Below are 17048 nucleotides of genomic sequence, written 5' to 3' on the forward strand. Positions count from 1 at the left end.
ATCTTTATATCTTTCGCTTTTCAACGAAGCAATCTCTCTGTCAGTGTCGCTCCGTATTTGCGAGTGCAAAAGTAAAACTTTATTTTTTAATGACCAAATGTTTTTGAAGAAAATTTTAAAGTTTTTTTAAGTAACCTTAATCCTTCTCAAAACCTTAATCTCTCTACTCCTGCGCTCCCTCTAATTGGGACTGCAAAGATACAAACTCTTTTTAAACTGGCAACTTTTTTTTCAAAAAGTTTTAAAGTTTTTTTCGTCCGTCTCTTTTTGGAAGTAATATCGTTTCTGCCCAGCTAAAGGCTCTTCTGCGCTACTGAATGTCTTTCGTTTTTCAGTGGGGCAAAGATAGTAACTTCATACAACGCAAAACAAGTTTATTTAACATAAATTTCATATTCGGATAGGTTTTTATCCTAATCAGCTGGAAGGCAGAGAGAAAAATTTTAAACATTTGTTTGGAGGAGTGGTTGGAGAGTAAGTGGGTTAGAGGGTTGGAGGTGAATCTGTGTGTGTGAAGAGGGAATGTCAGATCCGGGATGCGGGATGCGGGGTGATTATGATCAAATAGGATATATATTATATAATAGAGACTAGACTAGACTAGAGAGCTGACTTTCCTCGACGAAGACTGAAGAGTATATTTAATATATAATAATATAGAGTAATAAGATTTAACTCCTGTACCCGTAATTAATTATAATGCTTCGACTCAGCTCAGCATGACATGACTAATACTAACTACTAAAAGGCCTCAGATATTATCCTGCCAACTTACAAGCGCTCTTGTAAAGAATTTGGATTCCTGCGGAATGATACAATAGGAATAGGGATTTATACTCAATAATATGTTTACATAGAATTCTGCAATATGAAAATTCAAACCAATATTTCTTTTATACCTGGAAACCCGAACCTCGAAACTCAATAACCAGAACCTCATCATTCATCATTCACCACTTATCATTAACGACTCCTACCCTAGCCCTGATAGAAATGGTTACCCCGCAGCTTGCCTCGGAGGGTGGGTTTTAGGTGTGGAGCCCTTCGGCTTCGCTCAGGGTGACAGCGTTGGAGTGCACGGGCGCGAGGAGTAGGAATGGATAGCAGGAATTAGCTCCTGAAAAAAGTTCGAGAGTTTGAGAGTAAAAGGGTTTGAGAGTGCGGGAAGAAGAATAAAGAGGTAGGCTCTATTTTATATTATATATATAAGGCAAGCTTAATCAAATAACCGTAGCTGCTGATCACGGGATCCAGTAAAGTTAGACGTTGAAAGCTTTGGAAACTCTTTGCCTTCAAAAAACTTCTTTTTGCCGATCTTAAAGGTGGTATGAATCATTTCTGCAATATTCCCTTCTCCTTTCTGTCGTTCAAAATATCTTTTATCACCCAGTTTTCCTCCTCTCATGGAGCGGATAAGATTTAAAACTTTTTGCGCCCTGTCCGGAAAATGGGTTTCAATCCAGTTTATAAAAACTGGTTCCACGGTATCGTTTAGTCTTACAAGGGTATAACCGAATCCTAAAGCACCTGCATCCGAAATAGCTTTTAATATGTTTAAAGGCTCATCACTATTGAGTCCTGGGATAATGGGTGCTACCATTACATGTACGGGGATATTGTTTTCAGAAAGAATTTCAACTGCTTTTAATTTATTTTTTGCAGAGCTTGTTCTCGGCTCCATCTTTCGTCTCAGTTCTTCGTTGATGGTTGGAATGCTTAGAGAAACAGATACCAGATTCTGTTCTGCCATAGGTTTTAAAATATCTAGATCTCTTAGCACCAGTGCATTTTTTGTCAAAATATTGACAGGATGTCTGTAATCAAGACAGAGTTGCAGTAATTTTCTGGTAATTTCAAATTGTCTTTCGGCCGGCTGATAGCAGTCGGTATTTCCTGACAATAGAATCGGGGCAGCTTTGTATCCTCTTTTCTGAAAAAATTTCTCCAGCAACTCAGGGGCATTTTTCTTTACCATGATTTTTCTTTCAAAATCAACCCCGGCACTATAACCCCAGTATTCATGAGTAGGTCTTGCAAAGCAGTAAGAACAGCCATGTTCGCATCCCTGATAAGGGTTCATCGAATATTCCATTGGAAGGTCTTCACTTTTGACCTGATTGACAATGGTTTTGGGAAATACTTCCGTAAAAGAAGTCTTTACGGTTTCGAAATCCTCATCTTCTGGTTCATAGGTATACCTGTCGAAACGATTGACAACGTTTCGCTGAGCTCCCTGACCTTTTATGAAATTTTCGCTTTGCATTCCGGTGTAAAATTAGAATGGAATTTTTATAAAATAATGAGTTTTAACATTAAAGTTTTCCACAAAAAAATCCAACACTTTCAAAAGCGTTGGATTTAAACATAATTAAATATATTTTTTTACTACTTCAGCGCGAATAATTCTACTCCATGAGTTTCATCATCATTATTTTTTTCATCAAAGTGTCTGTGATAGTCCGAATAGGAATCACTATATTTTTTATCTTTTTTAGTCAAAATTTTTTTAATGCTTATTAAACTCAATACTGCCAAAAGACCAACTCCTCCTGCCAGTAAAACTCCAACTTCTTTTTTCATATTTTCTCTGATTTATTATTGATACCATTGCAAAAAGCATACCTATTTTATTTTTTTTAATTATAAATTTTGTTAACATTCAACTTTATTTTTAGGAAAATTGCAATCTGCTATTTTTCTTATATTTAAAGTTTGCAATGGTTTAATTATTGTACTTAAAAATAAAAATATTATTATGGAAAATCCAGAAAACATAGACAGAATGACAACCTTGAGCCAGGTGATGAAAACACTCTCTGAAAGAGGAATACACAGGGAGTTCAGAATGAATGATAAATGTGAAATGAAGTTTGAAAACTCTGACAAGGTGTATCAACCCTCTGAAATGGTCATTTTAAAAACTTATCGCTTCGAGGGAGACAGCAATCCTGATGATAATGCTGTACTTTATGTTGTGAAGGACAATGCAGGAAATCGTGGGATGATTATAGATTCCTATGGTGCAGACAGCAATTATCCAGGCGAAGAATTTGATAAGTTTTTAAGAGATATCCCTATTCAGGAAAGTGATGAATTCAATTTTTAACAACTCAATCACATATTAATTTTTTAAACCATTAAGGTTGTTTTCAATTAAAAACTGTACAGTGGTTATGACTGACCGCAAAAGGATCTGTCTTAATGGTTTAAAGAATTATTCTTCAGTTTTTTCCTTTTTTCTGAACACATTATTCAGGAAACCTTTCTTTTCTTTTTTCTCTGCTTCCGGTTGGGGAGTTTCTTTTTTATTTTTTATTTCCTGTTTTATTTCTTTTACCGATTGTTTCATATCCTTTACAGAAGAAACTGCTTCTTTGACTTTCTTTTCTGTTTTTTCAACATTTTTACCAATCAGGGTTTTCTTCAATCCCTGCTCTATTCCTCTCCAGAAAAGATTAAAGAAAGACTTTGTAGGGTCACGTTCTACATTTTCTACCGTAACAGCTTCCGGAAAGCTTCCTGAATCTGATTTCAGAAAAATATTGGCTACTGCAGTCAGAAACCCTTTTTTCTCATGGTTATTCTTATTTAATACGGCAATTTTTAAGTCTTTATGTTTAAGATTAAAAGTTCCGTGTAATCCGGCAGGGTTTCCTTTAAAGTTAAAAAGCATTTCCTGAATAGTTCCTGCAGTAGCGGTCACATGAAGATAAGGTCTGATAAAGGGATTGATTCCACTTGCAGGGAGATTGGAAGTTTTCCCTGAAATTGCAAATCTATCATTCTGATCAGCCACATCAAAGTTCCAGTTGACGGAAAGTGGTGAGAGGTTCATGAAAGAACAATTGATGTTAATATCTACTTTTGTTGGCTTTCCTTTAATTTTAGATGAATTCAGGTTTTTAACGTTCATATTAAAGTTGCTGAAGGTCAGTTTTCCCGGTCCCATACTTTCAGGAGTATCTTCTTCGTAGACCAGGACAGAGTTTTTTAGATCCAGATTATGAATGGTCATCGGAATCTTAATGGAACGCAGCATTTTAGAATATAATGCTTTTATCTTCGGATCATCTTTAGGAATTTTGCTTCTGAAAATATTCGCATTTGCAGACTCAATGTCTACCTGGGAAGCATTAACCATTTTGTTGTGAGAAAAAAGATCCCACTCTCCTTTTGCAGTAATTTGTCCGGCTTCTAAATTATACAGATCTCTTTCAACGGGTATCATTTTGATAAACTGTGCTCTTGAAACGAGAGGCTTCATGGCAAAATTGTTAATCTGTACCTTATTTTTATTCAGTTTAATAAGCCCAAGGCTCATATTGTAAAACTGCGTTTTATAAGCCAGATTTCTAGTGGTAATATAATAGTCTTTTACTTTGAAGGACAGCCCTTTTTGATTAGGTCTAGGTGATAATTCAATATCATTTACCGTTGCGTTAAGATCATGGAAAGTCAGTGGTTGTTTTCCTTTATCATAAGTAATGTTTGAGTTTTTTAAGGATGTTTTTCTGATGATAAAGGAATTAATAATCCCTGGTCCGGCAGATTTATTGGTTGTTTTTTCACCTGCTTTAAAAGTTCCGTTAACATTTTCTACGAGAAGATCTTTAAGATCCACATTCAGTTTTTTATCAACGAATTCCAGTTTATTGATATTAAAAGCAATATGATCTGTTTTTAACACTACTGTTGCTTTTCTCTCTGCAGGATGCCCTGGTGTCAGTATGACGTCCCTGATTTCACCGTTTGCAGGCTTCAGCGCAAGACTTCGTATTGTAATATTCTGAGCATTGGAATATTCAATATTCCTTGCGGCTATAGTAAAATCTTTATATCCTATCGGAATAACCTGCTCAGAAGTTTCTTTATTAAACATCAGCTGATTGATATTTACACTAAGATTCCCTACTGACAGAAGATTATTTCCATCCGTTTTTGTGATCTTTACTATGGCATTATTCAGCTTTATATTTTTTAAATCAACTTCAAAATTTGTTTTTTTTTCGGCTTTCTTGGTCTTTACTCCTGTATTATAGACTGTCAGAACAGGATTCTCAAAGTCTGCATTCGTAAGTGAAACTTTATTTTTGTTTAAAATAACATCCGTAAAATCCATTTTGGGAACTGCAAATTCAAATAATTGAGCCTTCTTAGGATAAAACTTTTTAAACTGAGCAAAAGAGAGCAGCGGGGTCAGCCTGAAATTCTCAACAGCCATCTGTCCGTTACTTGTATTTATACTGCTGATGGTAACCGCATATGTTTCATCTGGACGAAGAAAGAATTTTTGTCCTTTGATGCTGTATTTGTCAAAAACAACGGGTAGTTTATTTTCTACGGATTCTTCCGTCATCTGTAAATTTTCTACAAACAGATCCAGTTGTTGAACAGACAGAAATTTCTGCTTTGTATGCCTGAAAACAGCAATTTTACCTTCGTTAATTCTTATATTTTCAAATGAAACCGGATTTCTTTTCTTTTCGGTTTTGCGGTCGACAGGTTTGGCAAGAATGACATTTAAATTGGGTTTAGCCAACAAAAGGTCTGACGAGCTGATTCTTTTATTAAAAACAGCATCATAAATTCCGAAACGGCTTATTTTCAAGGTATCAATAGTTCCCTGCAAACCAATAACGTCTGTATTTTGCGGATCTTTACTGTTAACTGAAATTCCTGTTGCAAAGATATTTCCTGTTCCCAGATCAACATCCAGCGTTTTGTAAGAAACTTTATAGTTTGTATTTTTTTTGATGTATTCCGGAAGCTGGGTTTTGAGCCATAGATTCAGTCCGAAATTCGCAGCAAGAAGAATTCCTGCCAGGACTCCGAAAGTTATTAATAGCCTTTTAACCCATTTTTTCATATTTTGTGATTTGGTTCTTTCCTATTATATAGATCAATTCTTTATTTCCAGTTCTATTACATACCCTTCATGCCCTCTTACATTGATAAAATTACCTCCTTCAAATCCAAGATACTGACCTTTAATTCCTGTAAGCTTTCCTGTAAACTCAGGTTTTTTATCTAATGTAAACGATGAAACTTTCTCCGGTTTTTCAAAAGGATAATCAAACATCCACAGCTCTTCACCGTCACTGTAAAATTTCTGGAAATCGTCGGGAAAATATTCTTTTATCTTTTGTCGGAAATCAGCAAGGTCTACTTCTCCTTCAAAATCATCCTGCAGCATCTTTCTCCAATTGGTTTTATCTGCCAGATGTTCTTTTAAAGCTACTTCTATCATTCCTGCTTCATAACGGTTTTCCGTTCTTGCGATGGGTAATGCAAAAGTTGCACCCTGATCAATCCATCTTGTAGGAATCTGTGTATTTCTGGTTACGCCTACTTTTACATCTCCTGTATAGGCCAGATAAACAGTGTGTGGCTGCAGCTGAATTTGTTTTTCAACTTCAAGATCTCGCTCTGCAACCCCCAAATGAGCTGTAGATAGTTCCGGGCGGATAATGGTATCGCTTGCATAAGGGCTTTCAAAAAAACAGTTTTTGCAGAATCCCATTCTGTAAATTGGTTTATTTTCACCACAATTTACACATTGAAATCCGGTATGTTTGATGCTTAACTCCTTTCCAAACAGCTCATTCATATGGATCAGATCTCCAGAAAGATTGAGGTAGTATTGGATTGGCTTAGCATCGACGCTTGTCATCTTTAAAATTTGCCCTTGAAACTGCATATTATATTTATATTACTTTTTTAAGTAAATTTAATGATTATATTTTTCAAAAAGTAAAATTTATATTTTTGTGCTCATAAAAAATACAAATGGTTTATCTTGTAACAGGCGGTAGTGGGTTCATCGGTTCCCATTTAATTGAACGATTATTAAGAAATGGACATTCTGTCATAAACATTGACAATTTTGATGATTTCTATGACTATCAGGTAAAAATTAAAAATACTTTGGAGTCAATCAGTAAAAATTCGGATTTTGAGTTCTCAGATAAAGAGACGGATATTCCGCGTTTGGTTTCCCTCACCCATTCAGACCAATATTCCCTCTATTGGCAGGATATCAGGGACCTAAAAGGTCTTGAAAACATCTTTAAGAATCATCATATTGACATGGTGGTCCATCTTGCTGCACTTGCCGGTGTTCGCCCTTCTATTGAACGTCCTCTGGAGTACGAAGAAGTGAATGTACGAGGTACTATGAATCTTTGGGAACTGTGTAAGGATTTCCATATTAAAAAATTCATTTGTGCATCTTCATCAAGTGTTTATGGAAACAATGAGAAAATTCCCTTTACGGAAACAGATAATGTAGACAATCCTATCTCTCCTTATGCTGCTACCAAGAAAAGCGGAGAAATTATAGGACATGTTTACCATAATCTATACCATATAGATATGATCCAGCTCAGATTCTTTACGGTATATGGGCCAAGACAGAGACCTGACCTTGCTATACACAAGTTTACAAAGCTCATTTCGGAAAATCAGGAAATTCCTTTCTATGGTGACGGAAATACGGCCAGAGACTATACTTATATAGATGATATCATTGATGGAATTACTAAGTCTATTCTTTATCTTGAAAACAATTCAGGAATTTATGAAATTGTGAATCTGGGCGAAAATCAAGTAATCACTTTGTCTGAAATGGTGGCTACAATCGAAAAGACGCTGGGAAAATCTGCCATCAAAAAAATTCTGCCATTGCAGCCGGGAGATGTCACAAAAACCAATGCCGACATTGCAAAAGCAATGGATTTGATAGGGTATAAACCGGCCACAGACTTCCAAAATGGCATAAAAAAATTTGTGGAATGGTTTTTGAGAAAACGACAATAAGTAAATTGCTGACATAGCTGCCAGTTAGTTTGTGACAGCCATTTATAAGAAAAAATTATAAAAAGAATTGAAAATCAAGTATAAAAAAGTTTATTATACAACCTATTTTTATACTTTTGCAAAAAATTAGAAAATTATGTACTGGACATTAGAATTAGCTTCATATTTAAGTGACGCACCTTGGCCAATGACAAAAGCAGAGCTTATCGACTACGCCATCAGAACTGGTGCACCTATGGAAGTAGTAGAAAACCTTCAGGCTATTGAAGACGAAGGAGAAATTTATGAATCTATCGAAGAGGTATGGAGTGACTATCCTACTGACGAGGATTTCCTTTGGAACGAGGACGAATATTAATAAAGCGATAAGCTTTAGGCTGCATGCTTAGAGCTTTTTTGCCCTTTTTATATATAATTTACACGATAAGTGTTATTTAAAACGCTTAAAGCATTTTGCATTAAGCATAAAGCAAAAAATTTATGAGTTTTTTAAACAAAGTTCTTAAAGGGTTTTTGGGAGACAAAAAAGCGCAGGACCTAAAAGAAGTAAAAAAAGTTGTAACAAAAATCAGAGCTGTAGAACCTAACATTCAACAATTGTCGGATGATGGGTTGAGACAAAAAACTGCTGAGTTTAAAGAGAATATAAAATCTGCAACCAGTAAGATCACAGCTCAAATAGAACAGATAAAAGAGCAGATAAAAAATTCAACCAACGTTGATGAAAAAGAAGCTCTTTTCTCAAAAATTGAGTCTTTAAAGAAAGAATCTTACGAAATTGAAGAGAAAGTTCTGGTTCAGGTTCTTCCCGAAGCTTTTGCATTGATCAAAGAAACGGCAAGAAGATGGGCTCAGAATGGAGAAATCCGTGTAACTGCTAGTGACTGGGATAGAGAACTTGTCGCTTCAGGAAAAGATTTCGTTAGCATTCAGGGAGACACAGCTATTTGGAAAAACTCATGGGACGCTGCCGGAACTCCTGTAGTTTGGGATATGGTCCACTATGATGTTCAGTTTATCGGAGGGGTTATTCTTCACAGTGGTAAAATTGCCGAGATGGCAACCGGTGAAGGTAAAACTTTGGTAGGAACATTACCTATTTACTTAAATTCACTTCCGGAAAGAGGAGTGCACGTTGTAACCGTAAACGACTACCTAGCAAAAAGAGACTCCGCTTGGATGGGTCCTCTTTATCAATTCCACGGAATGTCTATCGATTGTATCGATAATCACCAGCCGAATTCAGACGGAAGAAGAAAAGCATACAACTCAGATATTACTTACGGAACGAACAACGAGTTTGGTTTCGATTATCTGAGAGATAACATGGTGACATCACCTTCAGAATTGGTACAAAGAGAACTTAACTTTGCTATCGTGGATGAGGTGGACTCTGTTTTGGTAGATGACGCCAGAACACCATTGATCATTTCAGGTCCGGTTCCTCAGGGAGACAGACAGGAGTTTGATGTTCTTAAGCCTTCTATCGACAGAATTGTTGAAGTACAAAAGAAAACCGTTTCTGCTATTTTCAATGAAGCGAAGAAATTAATCGCTGCAGGAAATACAAAAGAAGGTGGTTTCAAATTACTTCAGGCATACAGAGGTCTTCCAAAAAACAGACAATTAATCAAATTCTTATCGGAAAGCGGAAACAGAGCATTGCTTCAGAAAGTTGAGGCGCAATACATGCAGGACAACAACCGTGATATGCCGATCGTAGATAAAGATCTTTACTTCGTAATCGAGGAGAAAAACAATCAGGTAGACCTTACAGACAAAGGTGTTGAATACATGTCTCAGGGTAACTCTGATCCTAACTTCTTCGTACTTCCTGATATCGGAACTGAGATTGCTGAAGTAGAAGCTAAGAACCTTTCTAAAGAAGAAGAGTTTGAAGCAAAAGAAAGACTTTTCTCTGATTTTGCTGAAAAATCCGAGCGTGTTCACACAATGAGCCAGCTATTGAAAGCGTACACATTATTTGAAAAAGATGATGAGTATGTAGTCATTGATGGTGAAGTAAAAATCGTTGATGAGCAGACAGGTCGTATCATGGAGGGACGTCGTTATTCAGACGGTCTTCACCAGGCGATCGAAGCGAAAGAGAATGTAAAAATTGAGGCAGCTACTCAAACTTTTGCAACCATCACGCTTCAGAACTACTTCCGTATGTATAACAAGCTTGCGGGAATGACGGGTACTGCTGAAACTGAAGCTGGAGAGCTTTGGGAAATCTATAAATTAGACGTTGTGGTAATTCCTACCAACCGTCCTATTTTAAGACATGACAAGCAAGACTTAGTTTTCAAAACTAACAGAGAAAAATATAATGCTGTAATAGAGGAAATTGAAAAATTAACAGCACAGAAAAGACCTGTATTGGTAGGTACTACTTCTGTTGAGATTTCTCAGTTACTATCAAAAGCACTTCAGTTAAGAAAGATTCCACACCAGGTATTGAACGCGAAGCTTCACAAAAAAGAAGCTGAGATTGTAGCTGGAGCAGGACAGCCGGGAGTTGTAACCATTGCAACCAACATGGCAGGTCGTGGTACCGATATTAAGCTTTCTAAAGAAGTAAAAGATGCAGGAGGTTTAGCCATCATCGGTACAGAAAGACACGATTCAAGACGTGTTGACAGACAGCTAAGAGGTAGAGCGGGACGTCAGGGAGATCCGGGAAGTTCTCAGTTCTATGTATCTCTTGAAGATAACTTAATGCGTTTGTTCGGTTCTGAAAGAATTGCTAAAATGATGGACAGAATGGGTCACAAAGAGGGAGAAGTAATTCAGCACTCTATGATCAGTAAGTCTATTGAAAGAGCTCAGAAAAAAGTGGAAGAAAATAACTTCGGAACAAGAAAAAGGCTTCTTGAGTACGATGACGTTATGAACAAACAGCGTGATGTAATCTACAAGAGAAGAAAGAATGCTTTATTCGGAGACCATTTGAAATATGATATCACAAATATGATTTTCGATGTTGCCAATTCTATCGTTGCGAAAGGAAAAGCTTCAGGAAATTATAAAGATTTTGAATACGAAATCATTAAAACATTCACAATGGAATCTCCGGTTTCTCAAAGTGATTTTAATAATAAAAACGTTCAGGATCTGACCAATATCTTATTCAAAGCAGCTCAGGAAGACTACAAAATGAAGCTGAACCTATTGAAAGAAAAATCATTCCCAATCATTGAGAATGTATACCAAAATCAAGGTTCAATGTTCAAAATGATTCAGGTTCCATTCACAGATGGACACAAAACAATGACAATTGTAGCTGATCTTAAAGAAGCTTACGATACTCAGTGTGAAAGTTTAGTGAACGATTTTGAAAAGAATATCACTTTATCAATTATCGATGAAAACTGGAAGCTTCACCTTCGTGAGATGGACGACTTAAGAAGATCTTCACAAGGAGCTGTTTACGAGCAGAAAGATCCATTGGTAATTTACAAGCAGGAATCTTTCCACTTATTCAGTGAAATGATCGATAAATTAAACAAAGAAATTATTTCTTTCTTATATAAAGGAGAAATTCCGGCTTAAGAAAAATTTAATAAAATCATACAAAAACCGCTCTGGCATTGGCCATAGCGGTTTTTTGTTATTCGGTATATAATAATTTTATGATAAATATCAATCTTATTATTTATTTAGAACAGTTAAAAATAATATATTTGCAGAAAATTTGAGTTTCATGAAAAATGTACTGATCTGTGCTTCCGCACTGGGAACAATGTTGGTTTCTGCGCAAAAAAAAGACACCATCAAATCCAATGATATTGAAGAAGTAGTTGTTAACGGAAGATATTATCAGAAGTACAAGCTGAATGAGGTTTCAGGTTCACTGAGAATTCAGACGCCTATTCTTGAGCTGCCACAAAATGTACAGTCTGTAAGTTCACAGGTTCTTGCTGATCAGATGACTCTAAATATGTCTGAAGGAATTGTCCGTAACGTAAGTGGGGCAAGAAAAGTAGAACACTGGGATAATGTATATTCCAATGTTTTCATGAGAGGAGCAGGTATTGCTACTTTCATGAACGGGATGAATGTTTCTTCTACTTGGGGACCCATCAATCCTGACGCATCTATCATAGACAGAATAGAGTTTGTAAAAGGTCCTGCCGGATTTATGGGATCTATGGGAGATCCTGCCGGATTTTATAATGTAGTAACTAAAAAACCTACAGGAAAGTTTGCCAACAGTGTGCGTTTCACAACGGGAAGCTATAATCTTTTCAGAGGAGAAGCTGATCTGGATGGAGTTCTTGTAAAAGACGGGGTTTTAGACTACCGTATCAATTTGATGGGAAGCTCTAATAAATCCTGGGTGGAAAATGACAAAACAAACAAATTCATTGTTGCCCCTTCCATTACTTTCAGACCTACAAAAACCACTACATTTACAGCTCAATACAACTATCAATACTTAAAATTCAACCAGCCTGGAGCTTATTTGATGTCAAACGACGGATACGCTTCACTGAATGTACATACCAACTTTAATGACCCTAACTTTAAGAAAACTGAAGTAAAAGACCAGAGTTTATTCTTAAGTTTAGACCAGAAGCTTTTCAAAGATTGGGTTTGGAGCACACAATATGCTTATATGGACCTGAATTACGACGGAGGTTCTTGGTGGGGAACTTTTGATGCGAACAATAAGAATGTTTTCAACAGAACCTTAAGCAACTGGCAGGCAAAAGGAAAAAATCACATTTTCCAAACCTATGTAAGAGGTAAGCTTAACACAGGAAACATTGTACATAAAATAATTGCAGGATTCGATTATGGAGACAGAAAGTATAATGCAGACTTTTCATCTTTTGCCGGAGGTCCTTTCCCTATTAATATTTATAATGTAAATTATGGAGTAGATCCTTCAAAACTTCCTTCTTCTGACTTTTATAGCTTAAACACTTCTGCTCCGTTTTATAACGATCAGGGCGTAAAATATACTTCTTATTACGCTCAGGATCAGATTGAAATGTTCAATAATAAATTGAGATTAACATTAGCAGGAAGATATACAAGCGGTAAAACTTATTCCGCATATCCTAATCTAAGTCCAGGGACTCCCATTGTACCTGATACAGCTGGTGAGTTTACACCAAGAGTTGGAGTGAGTTATTCTATTAATGAAAATTTCTCTGCTTACGGTATCTATGATAAAACCTTCGTACCACAATCCGGAACAGGAATTAACAAAACCAAAATTACAGATCCTTTCAGAGGACAGAATATTGAATTCGGATTGAAAAAAGACTGGTTCGGAGGAAAATGGAACTCTACTTTTGCAGTATACGAAATCAGAAGACAAAATATTCTTGTTGCGGGACCTAAAGAACAAAATGAAGGACAGCCCTTCCAAGTGGCTACAGGTGAGCAGAGAGCAAGAGGTTTTGAAACCGATATCAAAGGAGAAATCATCAAAGGATTGAACATCATTGTAAACTATGCCTACACTGATGCAAAAACCATCAAAGACACAGATCCTGCAAGAATTGGAGTTCAGTCTCCAGGAAATGCAAAAAATGTTCAGAATACCTGGATCAACTATAGATTCCAGAATGGTGTTTTAAATGGTTTCGGTATTTCTGCAGGATATCAATATCAGGGAGGAAGACAATCCTGGTATGGGGTAAGTGCCACAAAAGATCAGAGTCTTCCTGATTATTTTGATACCAACTTCGGCGTTTCTTATGTTGCTAAAAAATTCGATATTAACTTTATGTTGAACAATGTTCTTAACAGAAAGCTTTACAGCGGATATAGAGGTGATGGAGGAGAATATGCCTGGATCTACAATGCTCCGCGTAACTGGAGAGTATCAATAGGATATAAATTTTAAAAAATCAAAGGTTAGCCCCTCATGGGGTTAACTTTTTGCTATGAGAAAAAAGCATCATCATAAAAAGAAGGTTTCTTCCACAAAAAAATGGTCTGCAAAGTTTCATTTGTGGCTGGGTTTATCTGTTGGAATCATTGTATTTATAGTCTCTCTTTCAGGGACTTTATATGTTTTTAAGGATGAAATACAGAATAGCTTACGCAAAGAAGCCATTTACCTGAAAAAGGAGGATATCGGAAAAAAGCCATTGTCTATTAATCTGCTTCGTGAAAAAGTTACGCTGGAACTTAATGAAAAATATCCTGTAAGCGCTGTAGAAATTCCTTTGGATAAAAATAAATCCTACCAGTTTGAGTACTATGACAAAAGCAAAAAAGGATGGAATTATTTTCAGCAGGTACACATTAACAAACTGGTCTATGTAAATCAGTATACCGGGCAAATTCTGGCGGTTTATGATGAAAAGTATGATGTGTTCAACATCTTGAAATATATCCACTGGGGACTTCTGCTTAATTCAGAATGGGGACCGTATACTGTAGGAATCCCAACTGTTATTTTCGTCATTATGCTGATTACAGGAATCATTTTATGGTGGCCTAAAAACAAAAATGCAAGAAAAGGACGTTTTTGGTTCAACTGGGAAAATGTAAAAAACTGGAAGCGTAAAAATTATGATCTTCATAATGTTCTTGGATTCTATGCATCATTTATTGCATTGCTATTAAGTATTACAGGGCTTTATTTTGCTTATCCCTATGTAAAAAACACTTTTACTTTTGCATTATCAGGTTCATGGGAACTTCCAAAGGAAAAAGAAAGAAAATCTCCGGACTCTCTGATAGCAAAGAATGAAGCTGTTTTTGATCTCGCTGCGGCACAAACTCAAAAGCTGTATGCAAAATCATCCAGCTTCAGAATTACTTTGAACGGAAAGAATAAAAAAGGAAAAGAACTGAAGAATCTTCCTGTAACGGTTTACGGAATGGATGGAAGATACAGTGAAAGAAACATCCTGACATTCGACAAATACTCCGGAAAACTACTCGCCAATAAACCTCATCACAATCTCAATACTGCCGAGAAATATTCCAACGCCAATTACGACATCCATACCGGTTCCTACTTCGGAATCATTGGAAAGGTCATCTGGTTTATAGCCGGCCTCACATGTACATCGCTCCCTGTAACCGGATTTCTGGTCTGGTGGGGAAAAAGAAAGAAAAAAGGAAAGAAAATATAATGAAAAAAGTGCTTTTATCAGCTGCCTGCTTAGGAACTGCCACTGTTTTTGCTCAGGTAAAAGATAGTTTACAAACTAAAAATGTAGACGAGGTTGTCATGACTGCTTCCAGAAAAAAGGAAAGCATCAAAGAAGTTCCAAGCTCCGTAACGGTGGTAGGAGAGAAACAGATTCAGTCTCAGCTGACCGTTAACTCAGATATCACAAGCATCCTGCAGTATACCGTTCCCAGTTTAGGAACCAATTCGGGACAGACATCCAATACAGGACAGACCTTAAGAGGACGTCAGGTTCTGGTTTTGATTGATGGAATTCCACAGTCTACCCCACTTCGTAACGGAGCAAGAGATTTAAGAACCATTGACCCTTCAGCGATCGAAAGAATAGAGGTAATCAAAGGAGCTTCTTCCATTTATGGTAACGGAGCAGACGGAGGGATCATCAATTATATTACAAAAAGAAGCAAAACAGATAAAAAAATCTCCGGGATTTCACAGATCGGGCTTACAGGGCAGCCTTATGGAGGTACTTTAGGAGTAAGAGCCAGTCAGCTTTTATCGGGAAAGATCAACAAGTTTGATTATACCCTTTCATTAGCCTACGAAAGAACAGGATATACAAAAGACGGTGATGGTGTTTTGATAAGTCCTACGTATAGCATTGCGAAGATGGACAACTACAACGGACTGTTGAAAATAGGTTATGACATCAACGAAAATCAGAGAATTGAGGCTTCTTACATTGGCTATTCATCAAGATCAGATCTGAATGTAGGATTAAAAACAGGAAAATACGGCATCAAGCCAACGATTGGTGAAGGAATTGGGAAAGGTTTGGAAACCACTCCTCAGGGAACTCCTAAAAACCACAACATAAGAGTAAGCTACGACAATAAGAACCTGTTTGCAGGAACGTCTTTGAATATCAACCTTTACTATCAGGATTTTAAAACCGTTTACGGTTACAGCGACACCTTTTTCAACGGCGGGCAGTCGAATGTAATTTCAAAAAAAGCAGGAGCAAGATTCAATTTTGATACCCAGCTTTGGAATTCAGCGAACTCTCAGGCAGAAATCATCTACGGAGCCGATATTCTGAATGATGAAACCGTTCAAAAGCTGGAAGACGGACGTTTCTGGACTCCGAATATGAACATGACCAATATTGCACCTTTCGTACTGGCAAAAATAGATCTGTTTAAAAAGTTCACCATCAAAGGAGGACTTCGTTACGAAAACATCAAAGTAAATGTAGATGACTTCAATACCCTTTCTACCCTGAAAAGTGACGGAACTTTCACCAAAAGTATTCCTGTCGCGGGTGGAAAACTGAACTACAATGCATTGGTAGGAAATATTGGAATTCGTTACAATATTGAGCCTTATATCAACCTTTTCGGAAGCTTCTCTCAGGCCTACTCTATCAATGAGTTAGGAAGAATTTTAAGAACCTCAACCTCTGAAACCATCAAAAGCCTGGAAACAAAACCAATCATTGTAAACAACTACGAATTGGGAGCAACAGGACAGCTTTCCAGCTGGTTGAATTATGAATTAACTTCTTATGTAAGCACATCGAAACTGGGAGCATCATTCGTACAAAGTCCAGACAGAGCATTGATGATTCAGAGATCTCCCGAGATTGTATACGGGGTAGAAGGATTTTTACACTTTAGCCCTAAAAAATGGATTCAGTTTGGTGGAAGCTACAGCTGGATGGAAGGAATTACCTCTATAAAGGACGACGGTGATTATTCTACCAAGATCAACAACAGCAGAATTTCTGCGCCTAAAGTATTGGCTTATGTTCAGGCAAGACCTGTTCCAGCTCTATCCGTTGGTCTTGATATGCTTCACTCTTTCCAGCAAAACAGATTTGAACCAAATGCCAAGACGGGATTGTATGCTTATGGTGAAGGATATGTACCTGAGTATACTGTTTTCAATTTCAAATCCAGTTATGAGGTTGACAACAACTGGAGAGTATCATTAGGTATTGAAAACATTTTCAACAAACTGTATCAGCCTGCTATTTCATGGTGGACTGCAAGAGACAGTGATTTTACCAATGCTCTTGGATTGAGAGGGACATTCATGATTGAATACAAATTTTAATTAATCTAAATAA

General features: G+C 36.8%; 11 protein-coding genes. 7 read left to right on the forward strand and 4 right to left on the reverse strand.

Going from position 1 to position 17048, the window contains the following annotated elements; translation table 11 throughout:
- Positions 1-1216: 1216 nt before the first annotated feature.
- The gene (locus tag A1704_RS08890) at positions 1217-2263 is read right to left on the reverse strand and encodes a PA0069 family radical SAM protein (RefSeq protein ID WP_062672600.1); all 1047 of its coding nucleotides are present in this window, start codon (positions 2261-2263) and stop codon (positions 1217-1219) included.
- Between the two features lie 122 nt (positions 2264-2385).
- Positions 2386-2580, reverse strand: a complete 195-nt coding sequence (locus A1704_RS08895; protein WP_047426218.1) for a hypothetical protein — start codon at positions 2578-2580, stop codon at positions 2386-2388.
- 175 nt (positions 2581-2755) lie between these two features.
- Between A1704_RS08895 and A1704_RS08900 the strand changes: the two genes are divergently transcribed.
- Positions 2756-3106 (forward strand): hypothetical protein, encoded by a 351-nt coding sequence (locus tag A1704_RS08900; protein WP_062672602.1) that lies wholly within the window; start codon positions 2756-2758, stop codon positions 3104-3106.
- Positions 3107-3214: 108 nt separating this feature from the next.
- On the opposite strand, the gene A1704_RS08905 is transcribed toward A1704_RS08900, so the two are convergent.
- A complete protein-coding gene (locus A1704_RS08905; protein ID WP_062672604.1) occupies positions 3215-5866 on the reverse strand; it encodes a DUF748 domain-containing protein in 2652 nt (883 codons plus the stop codon).
- 33 nt (positions 5867-5899) lie between these two features.
- Positions 5900-6697, reverse strand: coding sequence for a DUF2797 domain-containing protein (locus tag A1704_RS08910; protein ID WP_062672606.1), 798 nt, complete (start codon positions 6695-6697; stop codon positions 5900-5902).
- 89 nt (positions 6698-6786) lie between these two features.
- Between A1704_RS08910 and A1704_RS08915 the strand changes: the two genes are divergently transcribed.
- From A1704_RS08915 to A1704_RS08940, 6 genes are all read left to right on the forward strand, one after another.
- A complete protein-coding gene (locus tag A1704_RS08915; RefSeq protein WP_062672608.1) occupies positions 6787-7815 on the forward strand; it encodes a GDP-mannose 4,6-dehydratase in 1029 nt (342 codons plus the stop codon).
- Between the two features lie 136 nt (positions 7816-7951).
- Complete coding sequence (locus A1704_RS08920) at positions 7952-8173, forward strand: DUF2795 domain-containing protein (RefSeq protein ID WP_002662059.1); 222 nt, start codon at positions 7952-7954, stop codon at positions 8171-8173.
- Positions 8174-8295: 122 nt separating this feature from the next.
- Positions 8296-11370, forward strand: a complete 3075-nt coding sequence (secA, locus tag A1704_RS08925) for a preprotein translocase subunit SecA (protein WP_062672610.1) — start codon at positions 8296-8298, stop codon at positions 11368-11370.
- A gap of 151 nt (positions 11371-11521) precedes the next feature.
- The gene (locus A1704_RS08930) at positions 11522-13678 is read left to right on the forward strand and encodes a TonB-dependent siderophore receptor (RefSeq protein ID WP_062672612.1); all 2157 of its coding nucleotides are present in this window, start codon (positions 11522-11524) and stop codon (positions 13676-13678) included.
- A 40-nt stretch (positions 13679-13718) separates the two neighbouring features.
- Complete coding sequence (locus A1704_RS08935) at positions 13719-14921, forward strand: PepSY-associated TM helix domain-containing protein (protein ID WP_062672614.1); 1203 nt, start codon at positions 13719-13721, stop codon at positions 14919-14921.
- The gene (locus A1704_RS08940) at positions 14921-17035 is read left to right on the forward strand and encodes a TonB-dependent receptor (protein ID WP_062673726.1); all 2115 of its coding nucleotides are present in this window, start codon (positions 14921-14923) and stop codon (positions 17033-17035) included. The genes A1704_RS08935 and A1704_RS08940 overlap by 1 nt, the downstream gene beginning before the upstream one ends.
- Positions 17036-17048 lie beyond the last annotated feature (13 nt).

The sequence above is a fragment of the Chryseobacterium cucumeris genome, from assembly GCF_001593385.1.
GTDB classification, from domain to species: Bacteria; Bacteroidota; Bacteroidia; order Flavobacteriales; family Weeksellaceae; genus Chryseobacterium; species Chryseobacterium cucumeris.